This window comes from Streptomyces sp. NPDC006544 (genome assembly GCF_040611715.1).
GTDB lineage: Bacteria > Actinomycetota > Actinomycetes > Streptomycetales > Streptomycetaceae > Streptomyces.
The window spans coordinates 39,233-63,250 of record NZ_JBEXOV010000001.1 but is presented as its reverse complement, the minus strand read 5'-3'; the positions used below and the strand labels follow the sequence as shown (position 1 = coordinate 63,250).

Here is a 24,018-nt window from a genome sequence, read left to right as displayed (position 1 = left end):
CGGGCGGGCGGTGACGGCGGCCGTCGCCGTCGCCCGCCCGTCCGGGCTCCACATAGTTCTCAGTACCACCCGTTTCCAGGGAGCTGTTGTCCATGAACCCCCAGGCCCCGGCTTACGTGCGCGCCGAAGACGACGCTTGGCTCACCTTGGTGTATTACCGCTTCCACGGCTGGAGCGGTCGCCGTCCCTTCTGGGCAGGTCTGTTCACGCTCCTCGGTGGTCTTCCGATCGCGTACTTCCCGTACGCGGACCTTCGGCTCGGCAACGTCACCATCGCGATGGCGACGACGGCCGGTGCCGGTTCGCTCATCATCGGCATCCTGCTGATCACGCTGGGCCTGACCCTCTGGTTCCAGCAGGGCGTACGCATCTTCGCCGGGGTCGCCTCGATCCTGCTGGCGCTGGTGTCCCTGCCGGTGTCCAACCTCGGTGGTTTCGGCCTGGGCTTCGTCCTCGCCATGGTCGGCGGGGGTCTCGCGCTCGCCTGGGTGCCGGCCAGGCCGGAGCAGGACGAGACGGACGCATCGGGCGACCGGGGTACGGCGCAGGCCGTGGACCCGGGCATGACGGACGCGATGGCGGGTGGGTTCCATGGCGTACCCGGCCCCCGTGAGACGGAAACGGCATACGCGAGCGAGACGACTGCCCACGCCGATGGCGGGAGGAACAGTGCGGGGTGACGAGACGCAGCGGGGTGTGACCCCAGGTGCGGAGTCCCGTGAGAAGAAGGGCCCGCGCCACGCGGCGCCCAGGAAGTCGCTGCTGACCAAGTTCCAGATACCCGTCGGCAAGACGATGGCGCTGGCAGCCATGCCCACGGCGGTCTTCGTGGGCATGAGCATGGCGCCGAAGCTGGCCGTGGCCGACGACAAGGAGATCCCCTTCGCGCCCGGACCGTGTGTGACGCGGTCCGACGAGCCCGCGGAGTCGGCTTCCCCGTCCTCGTCACCGTCGAAGACCCCTTCGAAGAAGACGGAACCGTCGCCGGGCAAGTCGCCCACCGCGGTGCCCTCGCCGACCGCGAGCCCCTCCGCGTCCAAGGAGGCGGCGAAGCCGGCCGAGACGCCCGCCAAGCCCGCCGAGAAGCAGGCGGCCCCCGCCCCGGCGGAGGCCAAGGCCGCGAACCCGCTGGACCCGCTGGGTGTGGGCGCCGCGGTCAAGGGCTTCTTCGACGAGCTCGGCAAGCCCCTCCAGGCCGCGGTCACCCCGCCCGCCGGGAAGACGGCCGACAAGCCGGCACCCGCTGCTCCCGCCCCGGACCCGGCGGCGGACGCGATCCGCGAGGCCGCGAAGACGGCCGGGGCCGAGGTCTCGGAGCTCTCCGAGGAGGTCAAGGACACCGCGGCCACCCCGAAGGACGAGACGGGCGCCAAGGCCGAGGCCGACAAGAAGGCGGCGGACAAGAAGGCCGCCGACAAGAAGGCGGCGGACGAGAAGGCCGCCGAGGAGAAGGCCGAGGACGAGAAGGACGCGGACGGGAAGGAACCCTTCCCCTGCCCGACCTACGACGCCAAGGCGCTGGCCGACGCCGAAGTGGAGCAGGGCATCCCGCTGCTCCCGGACGAGCCCTGGTACCTGGACAGCTCGCTGCTGACCCTCTACGGCCTCGACTACGAGGGCATCGTCGAGGTGAAGACGGCGGGCGGCAAGACCAAGACGGTCCTGAAGTTCACGGCGGACTCGCTGGACATCAAGGACCTGTACCAGACGGTCGGCACGGGCCAGCAGGTCGCGCACCTGAAGTCCCGTCCGGGTTCCACGTCGAAGATCCGCGGCGCCAAGGTGACGATGTACACCGAGAGCCTCAAGGGCAATCTGTTCGGCCTGATCCCGATCGAGTTCAGCCCGAACAGCCCGCCGCCCCTGAACGTTCCCTTCGCGTTCTTCACGAACGCCAAGGTCGTCCAGGCCGGCCAGTTCGGCGGCACGCTGACCGTACCGGGCCTCAAGAACTACATCGGCCCGGCGGAGTAGCGGCTCCCGCCGGGCGAGCACCCAGGTCCGTGGCCGGCGGCCCGCCCCCCTGCGAAGGGGGGGCGGGCCGTTCGCCGTCCACCGGGCAGGATGCGGGGCGGGGCCGTGACGCACGGGGAGACGCCGAGGGCGGCGCCCCGGATCCGTGAGGGATCCGTGGCGCCGCCCTCGGTCTCTGCGCGGCAGAGTTCACACGGCGGTGCGGGCGACGTCAGTCGCGGGTGTCGCCGCCCAGGTGGTGGACGCGGACCATGTTGGTCGTGCCCGGGACGCCGGGGGGCGAGCCGGCGGTGATGATCATGATGTCGCCCTGGTTGTGGCGGTTGAGCTTGAGCAGCTCCGCGTCCACGAGGTCGACCATCGCGTCGGTGTTGTCCACGTGCGGGACCACGTACGACTCGACGCCCCAGCTCAGGGTGAGCTGGTTGCGGGTGCCCTCGTCGGTGGTGAAGGCGAGGATCGGCTGGATCGTGCGGTAGCGCGAGAGCCGGCGGGCGGTGTCGCCGGACTGGGTGAAGGCGACGAGCGACTTCGCGCCGAGGAAGTCGGCGATCTCGCAGGCCGCGCGGGCCACGGAGCCGCCCTGGGTGCGGGGCTTCTTGCCGGGGACCAGCGGCTGGAGGCCCTTGGACAGGAGCTCCTCCTCGGCCGCCTCGACGATCTTCGACATCGTCTTGACGGTCTCGATCGGGTAGGCACCCACCGAGGACTCGGCCGACAGCATGACCGCGTCCGCACCGTCGAGGATCGCGTTGGCCACGTCGGAGGCCTCCGCGCGCGTCGGGCGGGAGTTGGTGATCATCGACTCCATCATCTGGGTCGCGACGATCACCGGCTTGGCGTTGCGGCGGCAGAGCTCCACGAGGCGCTTCTGCACCATCGGGACCTTCTCCAGCGGGTACTCCACGGCCAGGTCGCCACGGGCCACCATGACCGCGTCGAAGGCGGCTACGACGCCCTCCATGTTGGCGACGGCCTGCGGCTTCTCGACCTTGGCGATGACGGGCACCCGGCGGCCCACCTCGTCCATGACCTTGTGGACGTCCTTGACGTCGTCGGCGTCCCGCACGAAGGAGAGGGCGACCATGTCGCAGCCCATCCGCAGGGCGAAGCGGAGGTCGTCGACGTCCTTCTCCGACAGGGCGGGGACGTTGACGGCGGCACCCGGCAGGTTGATGCCCTTGTGGTCCGAGATGACACCGCCCTCGATGACGATGGTCCTGACCTGGGGCCCGTCGACCTCGGTCACCCGGAGCTCGACGTTGCCGTCGTTGATCAGGATCTGGTCGCCCTTGGAGACGTCGCCCGGCAGGCCCTTGTAGGTCGTGCCGCAGATCGACTTGTCACCGGGGACGTCGTCGGTGGTGATGGTGAACTCGTCACCGCGGACGAGTTCGACGGGACCCTCGGCGAAGGTTTCCAGACGGATCTTCGGGCCCTGGAGGTCGGCGAGGACGCCCACCGCCCGCCCGGTGTCCCCGGAGACCTTCCGGACGCGGTCGTACCGCTCCTGGTGTTCTGCCTGGGAGCCGTGGCTGAAGTTGAATCGGGCCACGTTCATACCGGCCTCCACGAGCGCTTTCAGCTGCTCGTAGGAGTCGACGGCGGGGCCCAGGGTGCAGACGATTTTGGAACGGCGCATGGAGCGGATCCTATCGGTTTGTTTCGCAGTGGAATATTCCGTCTGGTGGAAAGTCCAAAGTGACTAGCGAGTAACCAGCGCGTACGTCTGGCTGGCGATCTCCAGTTCCTCGTCGGTCGGGACCACGGCCACGGCCACCCGGCCATGCTCCGCGGACACCAGGCGCGGCGCGGAGGACCGCGCCGCGTTGGCCTCCGGGTCCAGGGCCAGACCCAGCTCCTCCAGCCCGGCCAGGGCCATCTCCCGGATGGAGGAGGAGTTCTCGCCGACACCGGCCGTGAAGGCCACCGCGTCCACACGGCCCAGGACGGCCGTATAGGCACCGATGTACTTCTTCAGCCGGTGGACGTACGAGGCCAGTGCCAGGCGCGCCGGGGCATCGCCCTCCTGCGCCCGCCGCTGCACCTCGCGCATGTCGTTGTCGCCGCACAGACCCAGCAGACCGCTCTTCTTGTTCAGGAGCGAATCGATCTCGTCGATGGGCATGCCGCCCACGCGCGCCAGGTGGAAGACGACCGCCGGGTCGATGTCGCCGGAGCGGGTGCCCATGACCAGCCCTTCCAGCGGGGTCAGGCCCATGGACGTCTCCACGCAGACACCGCCGCGCACGGCCGAGGCCGAGGCCCCGTTGCCCAGGTGGAGCACGATCACGTTCACGTCCTCCTCGGGCTCGCCGAGGAGCGCGGCCGTGGCGCGGGCGACGTACGCGTGCGAGGTGCCGTGGAACCCGTACCGCCGGATGGAGTACTTGTCCGCCGTGGCCGCGTCGATCGCGTACCGGGCCACGTGCTCCGGCATCGTCGAGTGGAAGGCCGTGTCGAAGACGGCCACCTGAGGAAGGTCCGGGCGCAGCTCGCGCGCCACCTCGATGCCGGTCACGTTCGCCGGGTTGTGCAGCGGCGCCAGCGGGATCAGGGCGCGGATCTCGGCCAGCACCGCGTCGTCGATCAGCGTCGGGTGCGTGAACTTGGTCCCGCCGTGCACCACCCGGTGGCCCACGGCGGCCAGTTCGGGGGAGTCCAGTCCCAGCCCGTCGGCGGCGAGCTCCTCGGCCACGGCCCGCAGCGCCTGCCCGTGGTCCGCGATCCGCCCGGCCCGCTCGCGCTGGGCGCCGGCGCCGTCCGGGGCCCCGCCGGTGAACGGTTCGTGCGTGAGCCGGGAGGTCTCCTCGCCGATGCGCTCGACCAGGCCGGCCGCCAGACGGGAGGAGTCCGCCATGTCGAGCAGCTGGTACTTCACCGACGAGGAGCCGGAGTTGAGGACGAGTACGCGCGATGCGGTCACGATGGGGGTCTTTCCTTTGCGGTGGGGGCTCGGGGGAAGAGCTCAGGCGGTGGGGGCCGGCGCGCCCTGCGCCTGGATGGCGGTGATGGCCACGGTGGTGACGATGTCCTGGACCAGGGCGCCGCGCGAGAGGTCGTTGACCGGCTTGCGCAGACCCTGCAGGACGGGACCGACCGCCACGGCGCCGGCCGAGCGCTGCACGGCCTTGTACGTGTTGTTGCCCGTGTTCAGGTCCGGGAAGATCAGCACGGTCGCGCGGCCGGCCACCTCGGACCCGGGGAGCTTCGTCGCGGCGACCGAGGGCTCCACGGCGGCGTCGTACTGGATCGGGCCCTCGATCAGCAGGTCGGGGCGCTGCGCGCGGACGAGCTCGGTGGCCTTGCGGACCTTGTCCACGTCGGCGCCCGTGCCGGAGGTGCCGGTCGAGTACGAGAGCATCGCGATCCGCGGCTCCAGCCCGAAGGCGGCGGCGGTCGTCGCCGACTGGATGGCGATGTCGGCGAGCTGCTCGGCGTTGGGGTCCGGGTTGACGGCGCAGTCCCCGTACGCGAGGACCTTGTCGGCCAGGCACATGAAGAAGACCGAGGAGACGATGGACGCGTCGGGCTTGGTCTTGATGATCTCGAACGCCGGGCGGATCGTGGCGGCGGTGGAGTGCACCGAACCGGAGACCATGCCGTCGGCCAGGCCCTCCTGGACCATCAGCGTTCCGAAGTAGTTGACGTCGGTGACCACGTCGTTGGCCAGCTCGACCGTCATGCCCTTGTGGGCGCGGGCCGTGGCGTAGTACTCGGCGAAGCGTTCCCGCAGCGGGGAGGTCGCCGGGTCGATGAGCTGGGCGCCCGAGATGTCGATCCCCAGGTCGGCGGCCTTCTTCAGGATCACCGGCTCCTCGCCCAGCAGGGTGAGGTCGCAGACCCCGCGGCGCAGCACCACGTCCGCGGCGCGCAGCACGCGCTCCTCGGCGCCCTCCGGGAGGACCACGCGGCGGCGCTCCGAGCGGGCCCGCTCCAGCAGCTCGTGTTCGAACATCATCGGCGTGACGCGCTCGGAGCGGGCCACCGACAGCACCTGGCGCAGCTCGGCGGTGTCCACGTGGCGTTCGAACAGGCCGAGCGCGGTCTCCAGCTTGCGCGGGGTCGCGGAGTTCAGGCGGCTCTGCAGCGAGAAGAGTTCCGCGGCCGTCGGGAAGCTGTTGCCGGCCACCGAGACGACCGGCGTGCCGGGAGCCAGCTTCGAAGCCAGCGTCAGGATGTCCGGGGTGGGCCGCTCGTTCAGCGTCAGCAGCACGCCGGCGATCGGCGGGGTGCCGGAGGTGTGCGCGGCGAGCGCGCCGATCACCAGGTCGGAGCGGTCCCCGGGGGTGACGACCAGACAGCCGGGGGTCAGGGCGTTGAGGAAGTTCGGCAGCATGGCCCCGCCGAAGACGAAGTCCAGGGCGTCGCGGGCGAGCCCGGCCTCGTCGCCGAGGAGCACCTCCCCGCCGAGCGCCTGGGTGATCTGGGCGACGGTCGGTGCGGACAGGTGCTTGTCGTCCGGCAGCACGTAGCAGGGGACGGGCAGCCGGGCCGCGAGCCGCTCGGCTATCACGTCGCGGTCCTCGGCGGCCACCCGGTTGACGACCATCGCGCCCACGCGGCAGCCCAGCGCCTCGTACGCGCGGTACGCGTTGCGGGCCTCGGCGCGCACGGCATCGGCGTCGTGCCGGGTGGCGCCCACGACGGGGACGACCAGGGCGCCCAGCTCGTTGGCGAGGCGGGCGTTGAGCGCCAGCTCGTCGGGGAGGTTGGTGTCGGCGTAGTCGGTGCCGAGGACCAGCATGACCTCGTAGTCACGGGCCACCCGGTGGTAGCGGCCGACGAGCTGGGAGACCAGCTCGTCGGTGCCCTTCTCGGCCAGGATGACGGAGGCTTCCTGGTATTCCATCCCGAAGGCGGTCGAGGCGTCCTGGTCGATCCGGTAGCGGCCCTTGAGGAGGTCGAAGAGCCGGTCGGGCCCGTCGTGCAGCAAGGGGCGGTAGACGCCGACCCGGCCCGTCTGGCGGGTCAGGAGCTCCATGATCCCCAGCTCGACGACCTGCCGGCCGTCCCCCCGCTCGATACCGGTCACGTACACGCTGCGCGTCACGCGTGGTCTCCGTCCCAATCGTGTGAATGTCGGTGCGGCCCACCGCGATCCTCGCCGCCGCGGGGCGGATCTCCGAGCCGGATGTCCCGGTTAGTGTGGGCTTGACCTCTCGACGATACCTCCGTGGATCGACAGGACGCCCCCCGGGAAAAAGCCCTGTCCGGAGGGGTCGAAAGGCCCTGTGGGCACCCCTCCCGCAGAGGGTCGCGGAGCGCGCGTCCCCCCGTGAGCGTGGAACAATCGGACACGCTTCATCAATACGCCCTTCATATGTACGTCCGCCCGCCCGCACGCGGACGGCCGGGTACGACCAGGAGCAGGAGACACAGCACGATGCGTATCGGAGTTCTCACCGCAGGCGGCGACTGCCCGGGCCTGAACGCTGTCATCCGGTCGGTCGTACACCGCGCCGTGGTCGGGCACGGGGACGAGGTCATCGGTTTCGAAGACGGCTTCAAGGGCCTCCTGGACGGAAACTTCCGCCCCCTCGACATCAATGCCGTCAGCGGCATTCTCGCCCGGGGCGGCACGATTCTCGGTTCAGCCCGGATGGAGCGCGCGCGTCTGCACGAAGCGGCCGAGAACGCCGCCGAATTGGCGAAGCGCTACGGTATCGACGCCCTGATCCCGATCGGCGGCGAGGGCACCCTGACCGCCGCCCGGATGCTGTCGGAAGCGGGCATGCCCGTCGTCGGCGTGCCGAAGACGATCGACAACGACATCTCCTCCACCGACCGCACCTTCGGCTTCGACACCGCCGTCATGGTCGCCACCGAGGCCATCGACCGCCTCAAGACCACCGCCGAGTCGCACCAGCGCGTCATGGTCGTCGAGGTCATGGGCCGCCACGCGGGCTGGATCGCCCTGGAGTCCGGAATGGCCGGCGGCGCCCACGGGATCTGCCTGCCGGAGCGCCAGTTCGAGGTCGACGCCCTGGTGAAGATGGTGGAGGAGCGGTTCTCCCGCGGCAAGAAGTTCGCCGTCATCTGCGTCGCGGAGGGCGCGCACCCGGCCGAGGGCTCCATGCCGTACGAGAAGGGCGCGATCGACGCGTACGGCCACGAGCGCTTCGCCGGCATCGGCAACCGCCTCGCGGTCGAACTGGAACGGCGCCTGGGCAAGGAGGCCCGCCCGGTCATCCTCGGCCACGTCCAGCGCGGCGGTACCCCCACCGCCTACGACCGGGTCCTCGCGACCCGCTTCGGCTGGCACGCCGTCGAGGCCACCCACCGCGGCGACTTCGGCAACATGACGGCCCTGCGCGGCACCGACATCGTGATGGCCCCGCTGGCCGAGGCCGTCACCGAGCTGAAGACCGTCCCCGAGGACCGCATGTACGAGGCCGAGTCGGTCTTCTAGGACCGCCGGCCGGGGGCCGCCACCCGCCGGCCCGCCCTGCCGGCGGGTCCTACGGCCCCGTCCGGCAGGGACCTTCCTCCCGACTCCGCCGGCCGAACGGCCCCGGCGCGGTCCTCGTGCGGACGCGCCGGGGCCGTTCGCCGTAGGGGCCGGGCCGCGGGACGTGACCTACGCCGCACCGCCCGCGACGTACCAGAAGTGCTCCACGATGTCCGCGAGGAACTCGCGCCCCGCGTCCCCGGTCCCCGCCTCGCCCACACCGCCGCCCCAGCTGAGGGTCGCCACCATCTTCGACTGGTAGTCGCCGTGCAGCCGCTCCAGCACCCGCTCCAGGTGGGCCTTCGGCACGGGCAGCAGCTTGGACAGCGGCTTGACGTACGCCTGCCACCGCGTGGTCACCGCGCTGCGCAGCAGGTCCGCGAGCTCCTCGTGCTTGCCGGTCGCCGTCACGAACTGGGCCAGGGTCAGCCCGAGCGCCGTCGCGAGGGCGGCGGACTGGCGCTCGTTGCCCTTCCAGCGGCCGGCGTCCTCCATCTTCTGGTAGGCGCCGGCCTCCACGCCGATCCGCCGGGCCAGGTCCTCGGCGGCCAGCCCCCTGGAGATCCGGTGCTCGCGCAGGGTGACCGGCTCGGCGAGCAGTTCGCCGGGTGAGCACCAGAGCACGCCCGCGAGGGCCGTGAGCTCGGCGGAGCCGGGCGAGATCTCGCCCCGTTCCCAGGCCATCACGGTCTCGGGCGTGACGAGCAGTCCGTACTGGGCGCGCAGGCCATAGGCGACATGACCGGGAGCCATGCCCAGGGCCGCGCGCAGACGACGCGCGGCGGGGGCATTGAAAGGTGGGCTGGAGTGCACACGCCACACCGTAGGAGTGGCCGAGCTGCGGCGACTACAGACCAATCAAACAAGCCCATAACTCGTAGGAACGTCCTATGGAGTTAAGGGCTTTGGTCCGCTTTCTCTGCGACTGTCCGGTAATCGGATCGGGTCGTGATCCATTTCCCAGCGTACGTTTCCGGCCGCCCCCGGCGACACCCCCGCGCGTGATCCCCCTCACACGGATCCACCGGCCTGAACCGGCCACCCGGCCGATACGTGCTCCGGGGAGAGGCCCCCGCCCACGGGGGTGGCGGGGGCCTCCCTTCCGCACCCCTCCGCGCCGCCCGCGCCCACCACGTTCTTGCCTTGACGCCGACGTCAAGGATTACGGTCGGGCCATGCGAATCGGCGAACTGGCCGAGCGGGCGGGCACCAGCACGCGGACGCTCCGGTACTACGAAGCACGGGGACTGCTGCCCGCGCGGCGCGACGGCAACGGCTACCGCACCTACGGCGAGGAAGACCTGCGGCTGCTCCACGAGATCCGCACGCTCCGGGACTTCGGCTTCGACCTGGAGGAGACGCGCCCCTTCGTGGAGTGCCTGCGGGCCGGGCATCCGGCCGGCGACTCCTGCCCGGCCTCGCTGGCCGTCTACCGGCGCAAGCTCGCCGAGCTGGACGGCCTGATCGGCCGGCTCACCGGCGTACGCGACCAGGTGGCGGGCCAGCTCGCCGAAGCGGAGGCCGCCCGGCCCCGGTGCGAACTGACCGGCTGACCGGTCGAGACGAGAGGGAGAGGACCATGAAGGCTCACGGTGTGACCGAAGTGACCGAAGTGACCGACGCCGACTTCGAGGCGGAGGTGCTGGCCGAGCGCGGCCGGCCCGTGCTGGTGGAGTTCACCGCGGACTGGTGCGGCCCGTGCCGCCAGCTGGCGCCCGTACTGTCCGCGATCGCCGCCGAGGAGGCCGGCCGGCTCAAGGTGGTGCAGATCGACGCGGACCGCAACCCCGCGACGCCCGCGCGCTACGGGGTGCTGTCCATGCCGACCCTGCTCGTCTTCCGGGACGGCGAGCCCGTCCGGCAGATGGTCGGCGCCCGCGCCAAACGGCGGCTGCTCCAGGAGCTGGAGGACGTGCTGGCGGCGGGCGTGGCCGCCGGAGCGGCTACGCCCGCGGCCGGGGCTACGCCCGCGGCGTCGGCCTGAACCAGAGCGTCGCCAGCGGCGGCAGCGTCAGGCGCAGGCTCGAGGGCCGCCCCTGCGCGGGAACCGGTTCGGGCCGCAGCGGCCGCGCGTGGTGGACGCCGCTGCCCCCGTAGGCCTCCCGGTCGGTGTTGAGCACCTCCCGCCACTGGACCACCTCCTCCGGGACCCCGAGCCGGTACCCGTGCCGGACCACCGGCGAGAAGTTCGAGACGCACAGGAGGGGCGAGCCGTCCTGCGCGAACCGCAGGAACGCGAAGACGTTGTCCTCCGCCGCGTCCGCCTCGACCCACGCGAAGCCCTCCGGCACGGTGTCCCGCTCCCACAGGGCGGGCGCCGCCCGGTAGGTGTGGTTCAGGTCGCCCACGAGGCTGCGGACGCCCAGGTGGTCGCCGGCCGCCGCGTACGAGGAGTCCAGCAGCCACCAGTCCGGCCCGTACCTCTCGGACCACTCCGAGCCCTGCGCGAACTCCTGCCCCATGAAGAGCAGTTGCTTGCCGGGGTGGGCCCACATGAAGCCCAGGTACGCCCGGTGCGCGGCCCGCTGCTGCCACCAGTCCCCGGGCATCTTCGACACCAGCGAGCCCTTGCCGTGCACCACCTCGTCGTGCGAGATGGGCAGCACGTAGTTCTCGCTGAACGCGTAGATCATCCCGAAGGTCATGTCGTGGTGGTGGTACTTGCGGTGCACCGACTCCTTCGAGGCGTAGCGCAGCGTGTCGTGCATCCAGCCCATGTTCCACTTCAGGCCGAAGCCGAGGCCCCCGCCGTCCGTGGGCCGGGTGACGCCGGGCCACGCGGTGGACTCCTCGGCGATCGTCACCACGCCCGGGCAGCGCCGGTAGACGGTCGCGTTCATCTCCTGGAGCATCGCCACCGCGTCCAGGTTCTCCCGCCCGCCGTGCTCGTTGGGCGTCCACTCGCCCTCGGCGCGCGAGTAGTCGAGGTAGAGCATGGAGGCCACCGCGTCCACGCGCAGCCCGTCGACGTGGAACTCCTGGCACCAGAAGACGGCGTTGGCGACGAGGAAGTTCCTGACCTCCCGGCGCCCGTAGTCGAACTCCAGCGTCCCCCAGTCCGGGTGCGCGGCCCGCTGCGGGTCGTGGTGCTCGTACAGCGGCCGCCCGTCGAACTCGGCGAGCGCCCAGTCGTCGCGCGGGAAGTGCGCCGGCACCCAGTCGACGATCACCCCGATCCCGGCCCGGTGCAGCGCGTCCACCAGGAAGCGGAAGTCGTCCGGGCCGCCCATCCGGGAGGTCGGCGCGTAGAAGCCGGTGACCTGGTAGCCCCACGAGCCGCCGAAGGGGTGCTCGGCGACCGGCATGAACTCCACGTGCGTGAAGCCGAGCTCCGTGACGTAGGCGGGGAGCTGCTCGGCCAGCTGCCGGTAGGACAGGCCGGGCCGCCAGGACGTCAGGTGCAGCTCGTACACGGAGAAGGGGGATGCGTGCGGCGGGACGGCCCCGCGCGCGGCCATCCACGCGTCGTCCTGCCAGACGTACCGGGAGGCCGTCACCACCGAGGCGGTGGCCGGCGGGACCTCCGTGTGCCGGGCCATCGGGTCCGCGCGCAGGGTGTGCGAGCCGTCCGGGCGCGTGATGTCGTACTTGTACAGCGTCCCCTCGCCGACGCCCGGCAGGAACAGCTCCCACACGCCGGTCGAGCCGAGCGAGCGCATCGGAAAGGCGACCGAGTCCCAGTACGAGAAGTCCCCGCTGACCCGCACGCCCTGGGCGTTCGGGGCCCACACCGTGAAACGGGTGCCGGCCACGCCCTGGTGCTCCATCGGCTCCGCGCCCAGCGCCTTCCACAGCTCCTCGTGCCGGCCCTCGCCGATCAGGTGCAGGTCGAGCTCGCCGAGTGCCGGCAGGAAACGGTAGGGGTCGTGGACCTCCACCTCGTCGCCGTCGTACGTCACCAGCAGCCGGTAGTCGGGCACCTCCGCCAGGGGAAGCAGCCCGGAGAACAGCCCGTCGCCCTCGTCGAGGAGCTCGGCCCGCAGCCCCTTGGCGAGGATGGTGACCGCCTTCGCGTAAGGGCGCAGCATCCGGAAGCAGACCCCGCCCCGCCGGGTGTGTGCGCCGAGCACCCCGTGCGGGTCGTGATGGCGGCCCTCCAGCAGCCGGGCCCGTTCCTCGGCGCCGAGCGCGGGCGCCGGCCGCACCCCGCGGGGCGGGGCGGCCCGGCGGGCCCGTGGGGCGCGGGTCTTCTTCGCCGGCGCCTCCGGGGCGGGGTCGGAGGCGGGGCCGGTGACGGGGACAGCGGCTTCGTCGCGGACGGTCGGTGACGGCTGTCGTGCGGCGCTCACGCGAGCGGCCTCCTCGGGGGCTTCGGGTGGGGGGTGCGGGAGCCGGGGGCGGGGGACTGGGTGCGGTGGACGGGGGGACGCTGCGGCTCGGACAGCCGCCGGATCGCCGCCATCGGCACGTGCAGCCAGTCGGGGCGGTGCCGCGACTCGTAGCGGGCCTCGTACACCGCCTTGTCGGTCTCGTAGGCGCGCAGGAGTACGGGGTCCTCGCGCGGGTCGCGCCCGGTGGTGCGGGCGTAGCCCTCGCAGAAGGCGGCCCGGCAGGCGTCCGCCCAGGCGGGGGCGAACGGCCGGTGCGAGCGGGCGGCGTAGTCGAAGGAGCGGAGCATCCCGGCGATGTCCCGCACGGCCGGTTCCGGACGGCGGCGGTCGGCCAGCGGCCGGGCCGGTTCGCCCTCGAAGTCGATGATCGCCCAACTGCCGTCCACGGTGCGCAGGGTCTGCCCCAGGTGCAGGTCCCCGTGGATCCGCTGGGCGGGCACCCCGGCCCCGCGGGAGGCGGCCAGGGCGTCGAAGGCGCCGCGCAGCCCCGCCTCGTAGGGCCGCAGCGCGGGCACCTCGCGGGCGGTGGCGGCGAGCCGCGCCGTCATCCCGGCGGCCAGCCGGGCCGTCTGCTCCGGACCCAGCGCGACGGTGGGCAGGGCCCCGGCCAGCGCGCTGTGCACCTCGGCGGTGGCCCGGCCCAGCGCGTGCGCCTCGGCGGTGAAGTCGGCCCCGGAGCGCAGCCGGTGCAGCGCGAGCTGCCAGCCGTCGTCGGAGCCCCGCAGGTACGGCTGCAGGACGCCCAGGGTCAGCGGCTCGGATCCGGGCAGGTCGGCCTCGTACCAGGCGACCGGCGCCGGGACCCGGACACAGCCGGCCGCGGCCAGGGCCCTGGGCAGCTCCAGGTCGGGATTGACCCCGGGGCCGACTCGTCTGAACACCTTCAGGATGTGGGAATCCCCGTAGATCATGGAGGAGTTGGTCTGCTCGCCGGACAGCGGCCGGGGCGCCGGCCCCTCGGGGATCACCGCGTCCGGGTCCCGGTCGAAGCGGAGCGGGCCGAGCCTGCCGGGGGAGCGCAGCCGCTCCAGCAGCAGCGAGGCGAGCCGGGGGTCGCCCAGTCCCTCGTAGACCGACTGGCCGGCGTACGGGCCCCGCTCGGCGCGGCCGATCAGCGCGGGCGCGAGCGCGGGCGGCAGCGGGCTCGGGCGGATCCCGAGCAGCAGCTGGTAGCAGTCCCCGTCCACGTCCAGCAGCAGGTGGAGCAGTCCGGGTGTGGACCCGGGCGGCAGCAGTTCGGCCGCCGAGACCGTCCTCAGCCGTCCGATCTCACGGCTCTTGCCCGCGAACCAGCGCTGTGCGGGCAGCCAGGCCCTCAGCATCGGCTCCAGTGGGCCGAGTCCGGTGACCCGGTCGGCGGTGAGCCGATCCCGGGCGGATGCAGCCTCCGACATGGCGTCGCGTCCTTTCCCCGGGCCGTCACAGAATGCGCAGAGTGTCCCGGATCGCGGTTGTTGCTTCTCCGGTGTGTGCGAGTGTCGGGTCAGATGGGTCCTTACAGGGGCGGGCGGTTGACCCATTCGCCGCGCCCGCCCCCGGGTCCGGTCTCTACTCGGTGCGCAGACGGAACCAGTAGAAGCCGTGTCCCGCCAGGGTCAGCAGGTACGGCCACTGGCCGATCGGCGGGAAGCGCACGTCACCCGTCAGCTCCACCGGGACGCGCCCGTCGAACGACCGGAGATCGAGCTCGGTGGGCTGTGCGAAGCGCGAGAAGTTGTGCACGCACAGCACCAGGTCGTCCCCGAACTCCCGGAGGAAGGCGAGCACCGCCGGGTTGGACGAGGGCAGTTCGGTGTAGGAGCCGAGCCCGAACGCCGGGTTCGCCTTGCGTACCTCGATCAGCCGGCGGGTCCAGTGCAGCAGCGAGGAGGGCGACGCCATGGCCGCCTCGACGTTGGTGACCTGGTACCCGTGGACCGGGTCCATGATGACCGGCAAGTTCAGCCTGCCCGGATCGCACGAGGAGAAACCGGCGTTGCGGTCGGGGGTCCACTGCATCGGCGTGCGCACGCCGTCGCGGTCACCGAGCCAGATGTTGTCGCCCATGCCGATCTCGTCGCCGTAGTACAGGACCGGCGAACCGGGCAGCGACAGCAGCAGGGCCGTGAACAGCTCCATCTGGTTGCGGTCGTTGTCCAGCAGTGGGGCCAGCCGGCGTCTGATGCCGATGTTGGCCCGCATGCGGGGGTCCTTGGCGTACTCGGAGTACATGTAGTCGCGCTCTTCGTCCGTGACCATCTCGAGGGTGAGCTCGTCGTGGTTGCGCAGGAAGATGCCCCACTGGCAGCGGTCCGGGATCGCCGGGGTCTTGGCCAGGATTTCCGAGACCGGGTAACGGGACTCCCTGCGCACGGCCATGAAGATGCGCGGCATGACGGGGAAGTGGAAGGCCATGTGGCACTCGTCCCCGCCCTTGGCGAAGTCCCCGAAGTAGTCGACGACGTCCTCGGGCCACTGGTTGGCCTCGGCGAGCAGCACGGTGTCCGGGTAGTGCGCGTCGATCTCGGCGCGGACCCGCTTGAGGAGGCTGTGGGTGCGCGGCAGGTTCTCGCAGTTGGTGCCCTCCTCCGCGTACAGGTAGGGCACGGCGTCGAGGCGGAAGCCGTCGATGCCGAGGTCGAGCCAGAAGCGCAGCGCGGAGACGATCTCCTCCACGACGGCCGGGTTCTCGTAGTTGAGGTCCGGCTGGTGGGAGAAGAACCGGTGCCAGTAGTACTGCTTGCGGACCGGGTCGTACGTCCAGTTCGAGGTCTCGGTGTCGATGAAGATGATGCGGGCGTCCTGGTACTGCTTGTCGTTGTCGGCCCACATGTAGTAGTCGCCGTAGGGCCCGTCGGGGTCCTTGCGGGACTGCTGGAACCACTCGTGCTGGTCACTCGTGTGGTTCATGACGAAGTCGATGATCACCCGCATGCCGCGGGTGTGCGCCGCGTCCACGAACTCCACGAAGTCGGCGAGGTCGCCGAACTCGGGCAGTACCGAGGTGTAGTCGGAGACGTCGTAGCCTCCGTCGCGCAGGGGTGAGGCGAAGAACGGCGGGAGCCAGAGACAGTCGACGCCGAGCCACTGGAGGTAGTCCAGTTTGGCGGTGAGCCCCTTGAGGTCACCTACGCCGTCGCCGTTGCTGTCGTGGAAGGAGCGGACGAGGACCTCGTAGAACACCGCCCGCTTGAACCAGTCGGGATCGCGGTCCTTGGCGGGGGTGTCCTCGAAGGTGTCGTGGACGGGATCGTTGATCATCATGAGGTGGGTGACCCTCCGGTGGGCGGGGACGGTCGCAGAGCGGCCAACACGTGCGCGGGCGTTCGGCCCGGCTCTAGGCGCACGTAGTTCGCCCTGCCCCAGTGATAGGTCTCGCCGGTGAGCTCGTCGCGCACCGCGAGGGACCCGTGCCAGTCGAGGCCGAGTACCGGCATGTCCAACGAGACCGTCGCCTCCTGGGTGTGGTGCGGATCGAGGTTGACGACCACCAGTACGGAATTGGCTCCGGCGTGCTTCGAATAGGCGATCACGTGTTCGTTGTCGGTCGGGTGGAAATGGATGTCACGAAGCTGCTGGAGGGCGGGGTTGCGGCGGCGCATCCGGTTCAGCGCGGTGATCAGCGGGGCGATCGTGCGGCCCTCGCGTTCGGCGGCGGCCCAGTCGCGCGGCCGCAGCTCGTACTTCTCGGAGTTCAGGTACTCCTCGCTGCCCTCCTTGACGGCAGCGTTCTCGCAGAGCTCGTAACCGGCGTAGACCCCCCAGGTGGGGGAGAGCGTGGCGGCGAGGACCGCGCGGACCTCGAAGGCGGGACGGCCCCCGTGCTGAAGGTACGCGTGCAGGATGTCAGGGGTGTTGACGAAGAAGTTCGGCCGCATGACGGAGGCGGAGCGGGTGTCCGCGAGCTCGCTCACGTACTCCGTTAGCTCGGCCTTGGTGTTGCGCCAGGTGAAGTACGTGTAGGACTGCTGGAATCCGATCGAGGCGAGGGCCCGCATCATCGCGGGCCGGGTGAAGGCCTCGGCCAGGAAGATCACGTCCGGGTCGGACTTGTTGATGTCCGCGATCACCTTCTGCCAGAAGACCACCGGCTTGGTGTGCGGATTGTCGACCCGGAAGATGCGGACCCCGTGGTCCATCCAGTGCCGCAGGATCCGCACGGTCTCCTCGACGATGCCGGCCATGTCGGTGTCGAAGTGGATCGGGAAGATGTCCTGGTACTTCTTCGGCGGGTTCTCCGCGTACGCGATCGTCCCGTCGGCGCGGTGGCGGAACCACTCCGGGTGCTTCTCCACCCACGGATGGTCCGGGGAGCACTGCAGGGCGAAGTCGAGCGCCACCTCGATGCGCAGCTCGCGCGCCTTCGCCACGAAGGCGTCGAAGTCCTCGAGGGTGCCGAGCTCGGGGTGGACGGCGTCGTGCCCGCCCTCCGTGGAACCGATGGCCCAGGGCACGCCCGGATCCCAACTCCCGGCGGAGAGCGTGTTGTTCGGGCCCTTGCGGAAGGTGCTCCCGATGGGGTGGACCGGCGGCAGGTAGACCACGTCGAAACCCATCGCGGCGATGGCCGGCAGCCGCTCGGCGGCCGTCCGGAAGGTCCCGCTGACGGGGGCCTCGCCGGGCTCCAGCACGGCCCCCTCCGACCGGGGGAACATCTCGTACCAGGAGCCGAAGAGGGCCCGCTTGCGCTCGACCAGCAGCGGCAGCGGCTTGGAGGCGCTGACCAGCTCCCGGAACGGGCGCTTCGCCAGCGTCGCCGCGACCTGCGGATCGAGGGCGGCCGCGTACCGTACGGCGACCTCCCGGTCCTCGTCGCGCATCGCGTCGACGGCCGCGAGCACGCGCTCGCGGCCGTCCCGCTTGGGAATCTTCGCCGCGGCGCGCGCGTACAGTTCGGCGCCCTCCAGGAGCGTGAGGTCCGTGTCGATGCCGGCGGGGATCTTGATCGCCGCATGGGCCCGCCAGGTGGCCACCGGGTCACTCCACGCCTCGACGGTGTACGTCCACCTCCCCTCGGTGTCGGCGGACACCCGGGCGCCCCACCGGTCGGTGCCGGGAGCGAGCTCGGACAGGGGCACGGGGGGCCGCAGCCGCCCGCTCGGATCGCGGAGCACGACATGTGCGGCCACGGCGTCGTGTCCCTCGCGGAACACGGTGGCGGAAATTTCGAAGACCTCGTCCACGACCGCCTTGGCGGGTCTGACGCCGCAGTCGACGGCAGGGCGGACGTCCAGCACGGGAATGCGACCGATCATGATGGGATCACCTGGGGGCAGTTCGCAGGGCTCGGTGACAACAGGCCAGCCGGTAAGGCGACTGGTAGTGCACGCTCTGTTCGCTCTGTTTCTAGCCGCTCGGAAGACGGCTGGGCTGCGGGCATGGCCGCTCCTGTCCGCGTTCACTCGGGTGGCGGGAGAAGGTCGGGGGAGGGTGTGCCGTGCGTGTTACCCGGGGAGGCCTGCCCACTCCAGCCCGGACCAATCAATGTGTTCGGTTAACAACTCGTACGTAGTCGCACAGGTATCCCCAAGCCCCCGCCCGACATTCGCCGATGCTTCGTCAACTCCGTAACAACTACCGGATGTCCGTGGCCCGGAACCCAACCGGCGGTGGAGCGGCGGTAGAGACGCCGTGGCCGGGGGGAGGAGGCGGCGCTAGCCTTCCGAGGGTGACGCTCGCGGTGCACCGCGTGGTGCGGCCGCTTCGATCCGGAATCCCCTGCGAAGGTGGAACGCGTGAAGGCTATCCGTCGATTCACCGTACGCCCCGTCCTCCCCGAGACCCTCTCCCCCCTCGCCGACCTCGCGCGCAATCTGCGGTGGTCATGGCACGGAGAGACCCGTGAGCTCTTCCAATCCGTCGATCCCGAGGGCTGGCAGGCCGCCGGCGGGGATCCCGTCCGGCTGCTCGGCTCCGTGTCCGCGGCGCGGATCGCCGAGCTGGCGGGAGACCGGCGCTTCCTGCGCCGGCTCGCCGTCGCGGCCGCCGACCTCGATGACTACGTCCACGGCGGGAGGTGGTACCAGAGCCACGAGACCGCCGCGGACCTGCCCGCCGCCATCGCCTACTTCTCGCCCGAGTTCGGGATCACCGCCGCCCTGCCCCAGTACTCCGGCGGGCTCGGGATCCTCGCCGGGGACCACCTCAAGGCCGCCAGCGATCTCGGCGTGCCCCTCATCGGCGTCGGACTCCTCTACCGGCACGGCTACTTCCGGCAGTCGCTCTCCCGGGACGGCTGGCAACAGGAGCACTATCCGGTCCTCGACCCCAACGAACTGCCCGTCGCCCTGGTGCGGGAGGAGGACGGGACGCCGGCCCGGGTCTCGCTGAGCCTGCCCGGCGGCCGGGCCCTGCACGCGCACGTCTGGCAGGCCCTCGTCGGGCGGGTGCCGCTGCTGCTGCTCGACTCCGACGTCGAGGACAACGACGCCGTCGCCCGCGAGGTGACCGACCGGCTTTACGGCGGCGGCAGCGACCACCGGCTGCTCCAGGAGATGCTGCTCGGGATCGGCGGGGTGCGGGCCGTCAGGGCCTACTGCCGGATCACCGGTCATCCCGACCCCGAGGTGTTCCACACGAACGAGGGACACGCCGGGTTCCTGGGCCTCGAGCGCATAAGGGAACTGGAGGGGCGGCAGGGGCTCGGCTTCGACGCCGCGGTGGAAGCCGTGCGCGCCGGAACCGTCTTCACCACCCACACCCCCGTCCCGGCCGGCATCGACCGTTTCGACCGGTCCCTGGTCGCCCGCCACTTCGCGGACGGCGGGGAACTGGACGGCGTACCCGTCGACCGGATCCTGGAGCTCGGCGCCGAGACCTATCCCGGCGGCGACCCCGGGGTGTTCAACATGGCGGTCATGGGGCTGCGCCTCGCCCAGCGGGCCAACGGCGTCTCCACCCTGCACGGCGCCGTCAGCCGGGAGATGTTCGCCGGGCTGTGGCCGGGATTCGACCCCGCCGACGTGCCCATCACCTCCGTCACCAACGGGGTGCACGCGCCGACCTGGGTGGCGCCGGAGGTCGTCCGGCTCGGCGCGCGCCAGATCGGCGCCGGACGGACCGAGGACGCGCTGTCCGTGGGCGGCTCGCCGCGCTGGGACGCCGTCGCCGACATCCCCGACCAGGACGTCTGGGACGTGCGCCGGGTCCTGCGCGAACAGCTGGTGCAGGAGGTGCGGGACCGGCTGCGCGCCTCGTGGCGCCAGCGCGGGGCCGCAGCCGCCGAGCTGGGCTGGGTGGACTCCGTCCTCGACCCCGACGTGCTGACGATCGGCTTCGCGCGGCGCGTCCCGTCGTACAAGCGGCTCACGCTGATGCTGCGCGACCCCGACCGGCTGCGCAGGCTCCTCCTGGACCCGGAACGGCCCGTACAGATCGTGGTCGCGGGCAAGGCGCACCCGGCCGACGACGGCGGGAAGCGCCTCGTGCAGGAGCTGGTGCGCTTCGCGGACGACCCGCGCGTGCGCCACCGCATCGTGTTCCTGCCCGACTACGGCATGGGCATGGCTCAAAAGCTCTACCCGGGCTGCGACGTCTGGCTCAACAACCCGCTGCGCCCGCTGGAGGCGTGCGGGACGAGCGGGATGAAGGCGGCGCTCAACGGCTGCCTCAACCTGTCCGTCCTCGACGGCTGGTGGGACGAGTGGTTCGAGCCGGACTTCGGCTGGGCCATCCCGACCGCCGACGGTCTCGGTTCGGACGAGGACCGCCGCGACGACCTGGAGGCGGGCGCCCTCTACGACCTGATCGAGGGCCGGGTCGCGCCCCGGTTCTACGACCGGGCCGGGAGCGGCGGGCTCCCCGTGCGATGGATCGAGATGGTCCGGCGCACCCTCGTCTCGCTGGGGCCCAAGGTACTGGCGGGACGGATGGTGCGGGAGTACGTGGAGCGGCTCTACGCGCCGGCCGCGCTCGCCCACCGCACCCTGACCCCGGACGCGGCGCGGGACCTCGCCTGGTGGAAGGGACGGGTCCGGGCGGCCTGGCCGCAGCTCGCCGTCGAGCACGTCGAGGCGCTGGCCTCGGGTCCCGTGAGCGGCACCGCCGAACTCGGCGCCACCCTCACCCTGCGCGTGCAGGTCTCGCTCGACGCCCTCGCCCCCGAGGACGTGGAGGTGCAGGCGGTCGCGGGACGGGTCGACGCGCAGGACGTGATCCAGGGCGCGCGCACCTTCCCGCTCAAGCCCGCCGGCGGGCCTGACCTGGAGGGACGCTGGCTGTACGAGGGCCCGCTCGCCCTCGACCGTACGGGGCCCTTCGGGTACACCGTACGGATCCTGCCGGCGCATCCGCTGCTGGCGACCCCGGCCGAACTGGGTCTGGTCGCCGGGCCGGTGGACACGGACGCGGGAGGCGGCGTGCTCCTGCGGTAGGCCCTGGCGGCAGGGCCTCGAGAACGGGCCCGCCGGTCCGCGGGGGACTCCCCGCGGGTCCGCGGGGCTCAGAGGACGGGCGGCGGGTCCACCAGCCGCCCGTCCTCCACCAGCATCCCGGCCCGCTTGACGCTGCGCAGGGCCGGAATCACCTCCACGTGGCCCACGCCGTCCACCGCGCCGATCCGCTCGGTCAGATAGGGGTAGAGCGCATCGGTGTCCCGGCACGCCACCACCGCCATCAGGGAGGCCGCCCCGGTCACGGCCGCCGCGAACGCCACCTCGCCGTGGCTCGCCAGGGCGGCCCCCACCTGCGCCAGCCGGGCCGGCGGGACGGTCAGCACCAGCGTCGCCTCCGCCTCGTAGCCGAAGAGCAGGGGAACGAACTCCACGTCGAAGAAGACCGCCCGCAGATCGCGCAGCCGCTCCAGCCGGCGCCGGGCCGTGGACTCCGACAGGCCCGACGCACGCGCCAGTTCCGGATACCCGGCGCGGCCGTCCCGGCCCAGCACCCCGAGCAGCGCGAGTTCCGCCGCGTCCATGACGTACGGCGCGTCCCGCTCCGGGCCGGGCGACGGGCAGGGGCGGCGCAGTGCGGCGATCTGATCGGGGCGCAGCACGTCCAGACCCGCCCAGGAGTCGGGACCGCCGAAGAACTTCCGCAGGATGGTGTGGGCGCTGATGCCCGTCACCCGGCGGGTGCGCGGCAGCTTCTCCAGGAGCAGCACGTCCCGGTCCTTGCGGGTACGGGCCCGGGTCATGCAGTGGACCTCCGTGCCGCCCGAGTTCAGGGTCACCCACGCGATGTCCGGGCGGCGGGCGAGCGCCTCCGCCACCGGGAGCGCCGCGTCGGGGGCGCACTGCACCCGCAGCCAGGACTCGAACAGCCCGACACGGCTGCCCAGCGGCAGTCCCACCACCCGCGCCAGACCGTTGGTCCGCAGGCGCCGGTAGCGGCGTACGACGGTCTGGTCGGACACCTCCAGCACCTCGGCGAGCCGGCTGAAGGGAGCCCGGCCGTCGATCGCGAGGGCCTGGACCAGAGACCGGTCGAGCGGATCCAACTCCGTGGCGTTCACGTTTTCCATCATCGCAGGCGCTGCGACGGAGGAAATCCGGCAGCGCGGAACCACTGGGTGGGGGATACCGGGGCTTGCTGAGATCTTGGGGGCCACCGGGGATCCCGCGCCCGGATCCCGCCCCGCCCCGCCCTGCTCCGCGCGCCGCGCCGCGCCGCAATCCGAGGAGATCTCCCATGCGCAAATGGCTGCCGTTGACGGCCGTGTGCCTCGGAGCCTTCATGCTCCTGGTCGACGTCACGATCGTGACCGTCGCCCTGCCCGACATGGCCGCCGACATGCACACCGGCTTCGCCGGCCTCCAGTGGGTGATGGACATATACGCCCTCGCCCTGGCCGCCCTGCTGCTGGGAGCAGGCTCGCTCGCCGACCGCATCGGCCGGCGCCGCGTCTATCTCGGTGGGCTCGGACTCTTCGCCGCCGCCTCGCTCGCCTGCGGCCTGGCGAGCGGCCCTGCCACGCTGATCGCCTTCCGCGCCGTCCAGGGCGTCGGCGGCGCCGCGATGTTCGCCACGACCATGGCCCTCCTCAGCTCCGCCTACCAGGGCCGCGACCGGGGCGTCGCCTTCGGCGTCTGGGGCGCGGTCAACGGAGCGGCCGCCGCGGCCGGTCCGATCATCGGCGGCCTGCTCACCGAGCAGTTCGGCTGGCGCTGGATCTTCTTCATCAACCTGCCGGTCTGCGCCCTCGCCGTGTACGTCACCCTCAAGGCCGTCACCGAGTCCCGCGACCCGCACGCCAAGGGCCTCGACCTGCCCGGCATGGCGGCCTTCACCACCGGCGCCGCGGCCGTCACCTACGCCCTCATCCGCGTCGGCGAGAACGGGTGGACCTCCGTCACCACCCTCGCCCTGTTCGCCCTGAGCGCGGCCGCCTTCGCCGCCTTCGTCCTCGTCGAACTGCGCAGCCCCCGTCCGATGCTGGACCTCTCGCTCTTCCGCAGCCCGACCTTCGTCGCCGTGATGACCGCCTCCCTGCTGATGTCCGGCGCCGCCTTCGGGTACCTGATGTACGTCTCCCTGTGGCTGCAGACCGCCGAGGGGATGGGTCCGGTCGGCGCCGGTCTGGCGCTCGTGCCGCTCAGCCTGGCCGGCTTCTTCGTGGCCGCCGCCTCCGGACGGCTGATGCACGGGGCCTCCATCCGGATCACCGTCGGCGGCGGTCTGCTCCTCATCGGCGCGGGCGCGCTGCTCCAGGGCTGGATGCTGGACGCGGGGGACGGCTGGACGGCGCTCGTGGCCGGGCTGATCGTCACCGGTCTGGGCGTGGGCATGATCTCCCCGGCCCTCGCGGCCGCCGCGATGGGGGCCGTGCCCCCGGCCCGTGCGGGCATGGCCGGCGGCGCGCTGAACACCTTCCGGCAGCTGGGCATGGCCCTGGGCATCGCGGTGCTCGGCGCGGTCTTCCAGTCCGGGCTGGACGACGGGCTCGAAGGCTCCGGGCAGCCGCAGGGCACGGCCGGGGCGCTGGCCTCGGGTGGCGCGGGGAAGCTGCTGCACGCGGCCCCGGAGGCGCGGTCGTGGGTGGAGGCGGCTTTCGCGAGCGGCCTGAAGGACACCTTCTGGGTCTCGGGCGCGATGGGTCTGGCGGGAGCGGTGATCCTGGTGGCGCTGGTCCGCAGGCCCGCCGCCGCGGCCCCGGCGGGCCCCGCGGGCTCCGCGGCCCCGGTGGCCGTCCCGGCCCCGGCGGGGCAGGCCGGCCCCGCCGCGCGGGGGGCCGGGCGCAGCGTCTGAACCGCCGCGCCCGCCTACGCAGCCCCGTACGCCTGCCCCGGACGCCCCGGATCCCCCCGCGGATCCGGGGCGTCCCGGCGTTCGGCGCACCGGGGGGCC

The 24,018-nt window shown here is 71.9% G+C and carries 16 protein-coding genes; 7 read left to right on the top strand and 9 right to left on the bottom strand.

From position 1 onward, the window contains the following. Positions 1-92 precede the first annotated feature (92 nt). Positions 93-680, top strand: a complete 588-nt coding sequence (locus ABZY44_RS00250; protein WP_356649297.1) for a DUF6114 domain-containing protein — start codon at positions 93-95, stop codon at positions 678-680. Continuing rightward, the gene (locus ABZY44_RS00245) at positions 670-1,974 is read left to right on the top strand and encodes a hypothetical protein (protein ID WP_356649296.1); all 1,305 of its coding nucleotides are present in this window, start codon (positions 670-672) and stop codon (positions 1,972-1,974) included. Before ABZY44_RS00250 ends, ABZY44_RS00245 begins: the two co-directional genes overlap by 11 nt. A gap of 211 nt (positions 1,975-2,185) precedes the next feature. Here the strand turns inward: ABZY44_RS00245 and pyk are convergent, their stop codons facing one another. The 3 genes from pyk to pta form a co-directional block, all read right to left on the bottom strand. Further along, positions 2,186-3,616, bottom strand: a complete 1,431-nt coding sequence (pyk, locus tag ABZY44_RS00240; protein WP_356649295.1) for a pyruvate kinase — start codon at positions 3,614-3,616, stop codon at positions 2,186-2,188. A gap of 63 nt (positions 3,617-3,679) precedes the next feature. Continuing rightward, positions 3,680-4,900: an acetate kinase gene (locus ABZY44_RS00235; RefSeq protein WP_356649294.1), complete on the bottom strand. Its 1,221-nt coding sequence runs from the start codon at positions 4,898-4,900 to the stop codon at positions 3,680-3,682. A 42-nt stretch (positions 4,901-4,942) separates the two neighbouring features. Next, positions 4,943-7,027: a phosphate acetyltransferase gene (gene pta / locus ABZY44_RS00230; RefSeq protein WP_356649293.1), complete on the bottom strand. Its 2,085-nt coding sequence runs from the start codon at positions 7,025-7,027 to the stop codon at positions 4,943-4,945. Between the two features lie 333 nt (positions 7,028-7,360). On the opposite strand from pta, the gene ABZY44_RS00225 reads away from it, so the two are divergent. Then, the gene (locus ABZY44_RS00225) at positions 7,361-8,386 is read left to right on the top strand and encodes an ATP-dependent 6-phosphofructokinase (RefSeq protein WP_356649292.1); all 1,026 of its coding nucleotides are present in this window, start codon (positions 7,361-7,363) and stop codon (positions 8,384-8,386) included. 168 nt (positions 8,387-8,554) lie between these two features. Here the strand turns inward: ABZY44_RS00225 and ABZY44_RS00220 are convergent, their stop codons facing one another. After that, positions 8,555-9,238, bottom strand: a complete 684-nt coding sequence (locus ABZY44_RS00220; protein ID WP_356649291.1) for a helix-turn-helix transcriptional regulator — start codon at positions 9,236-9,238, stop codon at positions 8,555-8,557. A gap of 362 nt (positions 9,239-9,600) precedes the next feature. On the opposite strand from ABZY44_RS00220, the gene ABZY44_RS00215 reads away from it, so the two are divergent. Both ABZY44_RS00215 and trxA read left to right on the top strand, forming a co-directional pair. Further along, on the top strand, positions 9,601-9,978 hold the full coding sequence (locus tag ABZY44_RS00215) for a MerR family transcriptional regulator (protein ID WP_356649290.1): 378 nt from the start codon (positions 9,601-9,603) through the stop codon (positions 9,976-9,978). 26 nt (positions 9,979-10,004) lie between these two features. After that, positions 10,005-10,409 carry a thioredoxin gene (gene trxA, locus ABZY44_RS00210; RefSeq protein ID WP_356649289.1) on the top strand — a complete coding sequence of 135 codons (405 nt, stop codon included), beginning with the start codon at positions 10,005-10,007 and terminating at the stop codon, positions 10,407-10,409. On the opposite strand, the gene glgB is transcribed toward trxA, so the two are convergent. From glgB to ABZY44_RS00190, 4 genes are all read right to left on the bottom strand, one after another. Further along, a complete protein-coding gene (gene glgB / locus ABZY44_RS00205; RefSeq protein ID WP_356649288.1) occupies positions 10,387-12,714 on the bottom strand; it encodes a 1,4-alpha-glucan branching enzyme in 2,328 nt (775 codons plus the stop codon). The genes trxA and glgB overlap by 23 nt on opposite strands. Then, positions 12,711-14,150, bottom strand: coding sequence for a phosphotransferase (locus ABZY44_RS00200; RefSeq protein WP_356649287.1), 1,440 nt, complete (start codon positions 14,148-14,150; stop codon positions 12,711-12,713). Before ABZY44_RS00200 ends, glgB begins: the two co-directional genes overlap by 4 nt. A 154-nt stretch (positions 14,151-14,304) precedes the next feature. Further along, entirely contained in the window at positions 14,305-15,999 is a 1,695-nt protein-coding gene (gene treS, locus ABZY44_RS00195) for a maltose alpha-D-glucosyltransferase (RefSeq protein ID WP_356649286.1), read from the bottom strand. Next, positions 15,996-17,990, bottom strand: coding sequence for an alpha-1,4-glucan--maltose-1-phosphate maltosyltransferase (locus ABZY44_RS00190; protein WP_356649285.1), 1,995 nt, complete (start codon positions 17,988-17,990; stop codon positions 15,996-15,998). Before ABZY44_RS00190 ends, treS begins: the two co-directional genes overlap by 4 nt. A 480-nt stretch (positions 17,991-18,470) precedes the next feature. Here ABZY44_RS00190 and glgP point away from each other — a divergent pair, with 480 nt between their 5' ends. Beyond that, positions 18,471-21,107, top strand: a complete 2,637-nt coding sequence (gene glgP / locus ABZY44_RS00185) for an alpha-glucan family phosphorylase (protein ID WP_356649284.1) — start codon at positions 18,471-18,473, stop codon at positions 21,105-21,107. 68 nt (positions 21,108-21,175) lie between these two features. Here the strand turns inward: glgP and ABZY44_RS00180 are convergent, their stop codons facing one another. Next, positions 21,176-22,195, bottom strand: a complete 1,020-nt coding sequence (locus tag ABZY44_RS00180; RefSeq protein WP_356649427.1) for an Lrp/AsnC family transcriptional regulator — start codon at positions 22,193-22,195, stop codon at positions 21,176-21,178. A gap of 167 nt (positions 22,196-22,362) precedes the next feature. Here ABZY44_RS00180 and ABZY44_RS00175 point away from each other — a divergent pair, with 167 nt between their 5' ends. Beyond that, positions 22,363-23,919, top strand: a complete 1,557-nt coding sequence (locus tag ABZY44_RS00175; protein WP_356649283.1) for an MFS transporter — start codon at positions 22,363-22,365, stop codon at positions 23,917-23,919. Positions 23,920-24,018: the final 99 nt, after the last annotated feature.

Excerpts from the sequence above, each read along its gene's own strand:
- ABZY44_RS00250 (WP_356649297.1), top strand. The coding sequence starts at position 93 with ATGAACCCCCAGGCCCCGGCTTACGTGCGCGCCGAAGACGACGCTTGG.
- pyk (WP_356649295.1), bottom strand. The coding sequence starts at position 3,616 with ATGCGCCGTTCCAAAATCGTCTGCACCCTGGGCCCCGCCGTCGACTCC.
- ABZY44_RS00225 (WP_356649292.1), top strand. The coding sequence starts at position 7,361 with ATGCGTATCGGAGTTCTCACCGCAGGCGGCGACTGCCCGGGCCTGAAC.
- ABZY44_RS00215 (WP_356649290.1), top strand. The coding sequence starts at position 9,601 with ATGCGAATCGGCGAACTGGCCGAGCGGGCGGGCACCAGCACGCGGACG.
- trxA (WP_356649289.1), top strand. The coding sequence starts at position 10,005 with ATGAAGGCTCACGGTGTGACCGAAGTGACCGAAGTGACCGACGCCGAC.
- ABZY44_RS00200 (WP_356649287.1), bottom strand. The coding sequence starts at position 14,150 with ATGTCGGAGGCTGCATCCGCCCGGGATCGGCTCACCGCCGACCGGGTC.
- treS (WP_356649286.1), bottom strand. The coding sequence starts at position 15,999 with ATGATGATCAACGATCCCGTCCACGACACCTTCGAGGACACCCCCGCC.
- ABZY44_RS00190 (WP_356649285.1), bottom strand. The coding sequence starts at position 17,990 with ATGATCGGTCGCATTCCCGTGCTGGACGTCCGCCCTGCCGTCGACTGC.
- ABZY44_RS00180 (WP_356649427.1), bottom strand. The coding sequence starts at position 22,195 with ATGGAAAACGTGAACGCCACGGAGTTGGATCCGCTCGACCGGTCTCTG.
- ABZY44_RS00175 (WP_356649283.1), top strand. The coding sequence starts at position 22,363 with ATGCGCAAATGGCTGCCGTTGACGGCCGTGTGCCTCGGAGCCTTCATG.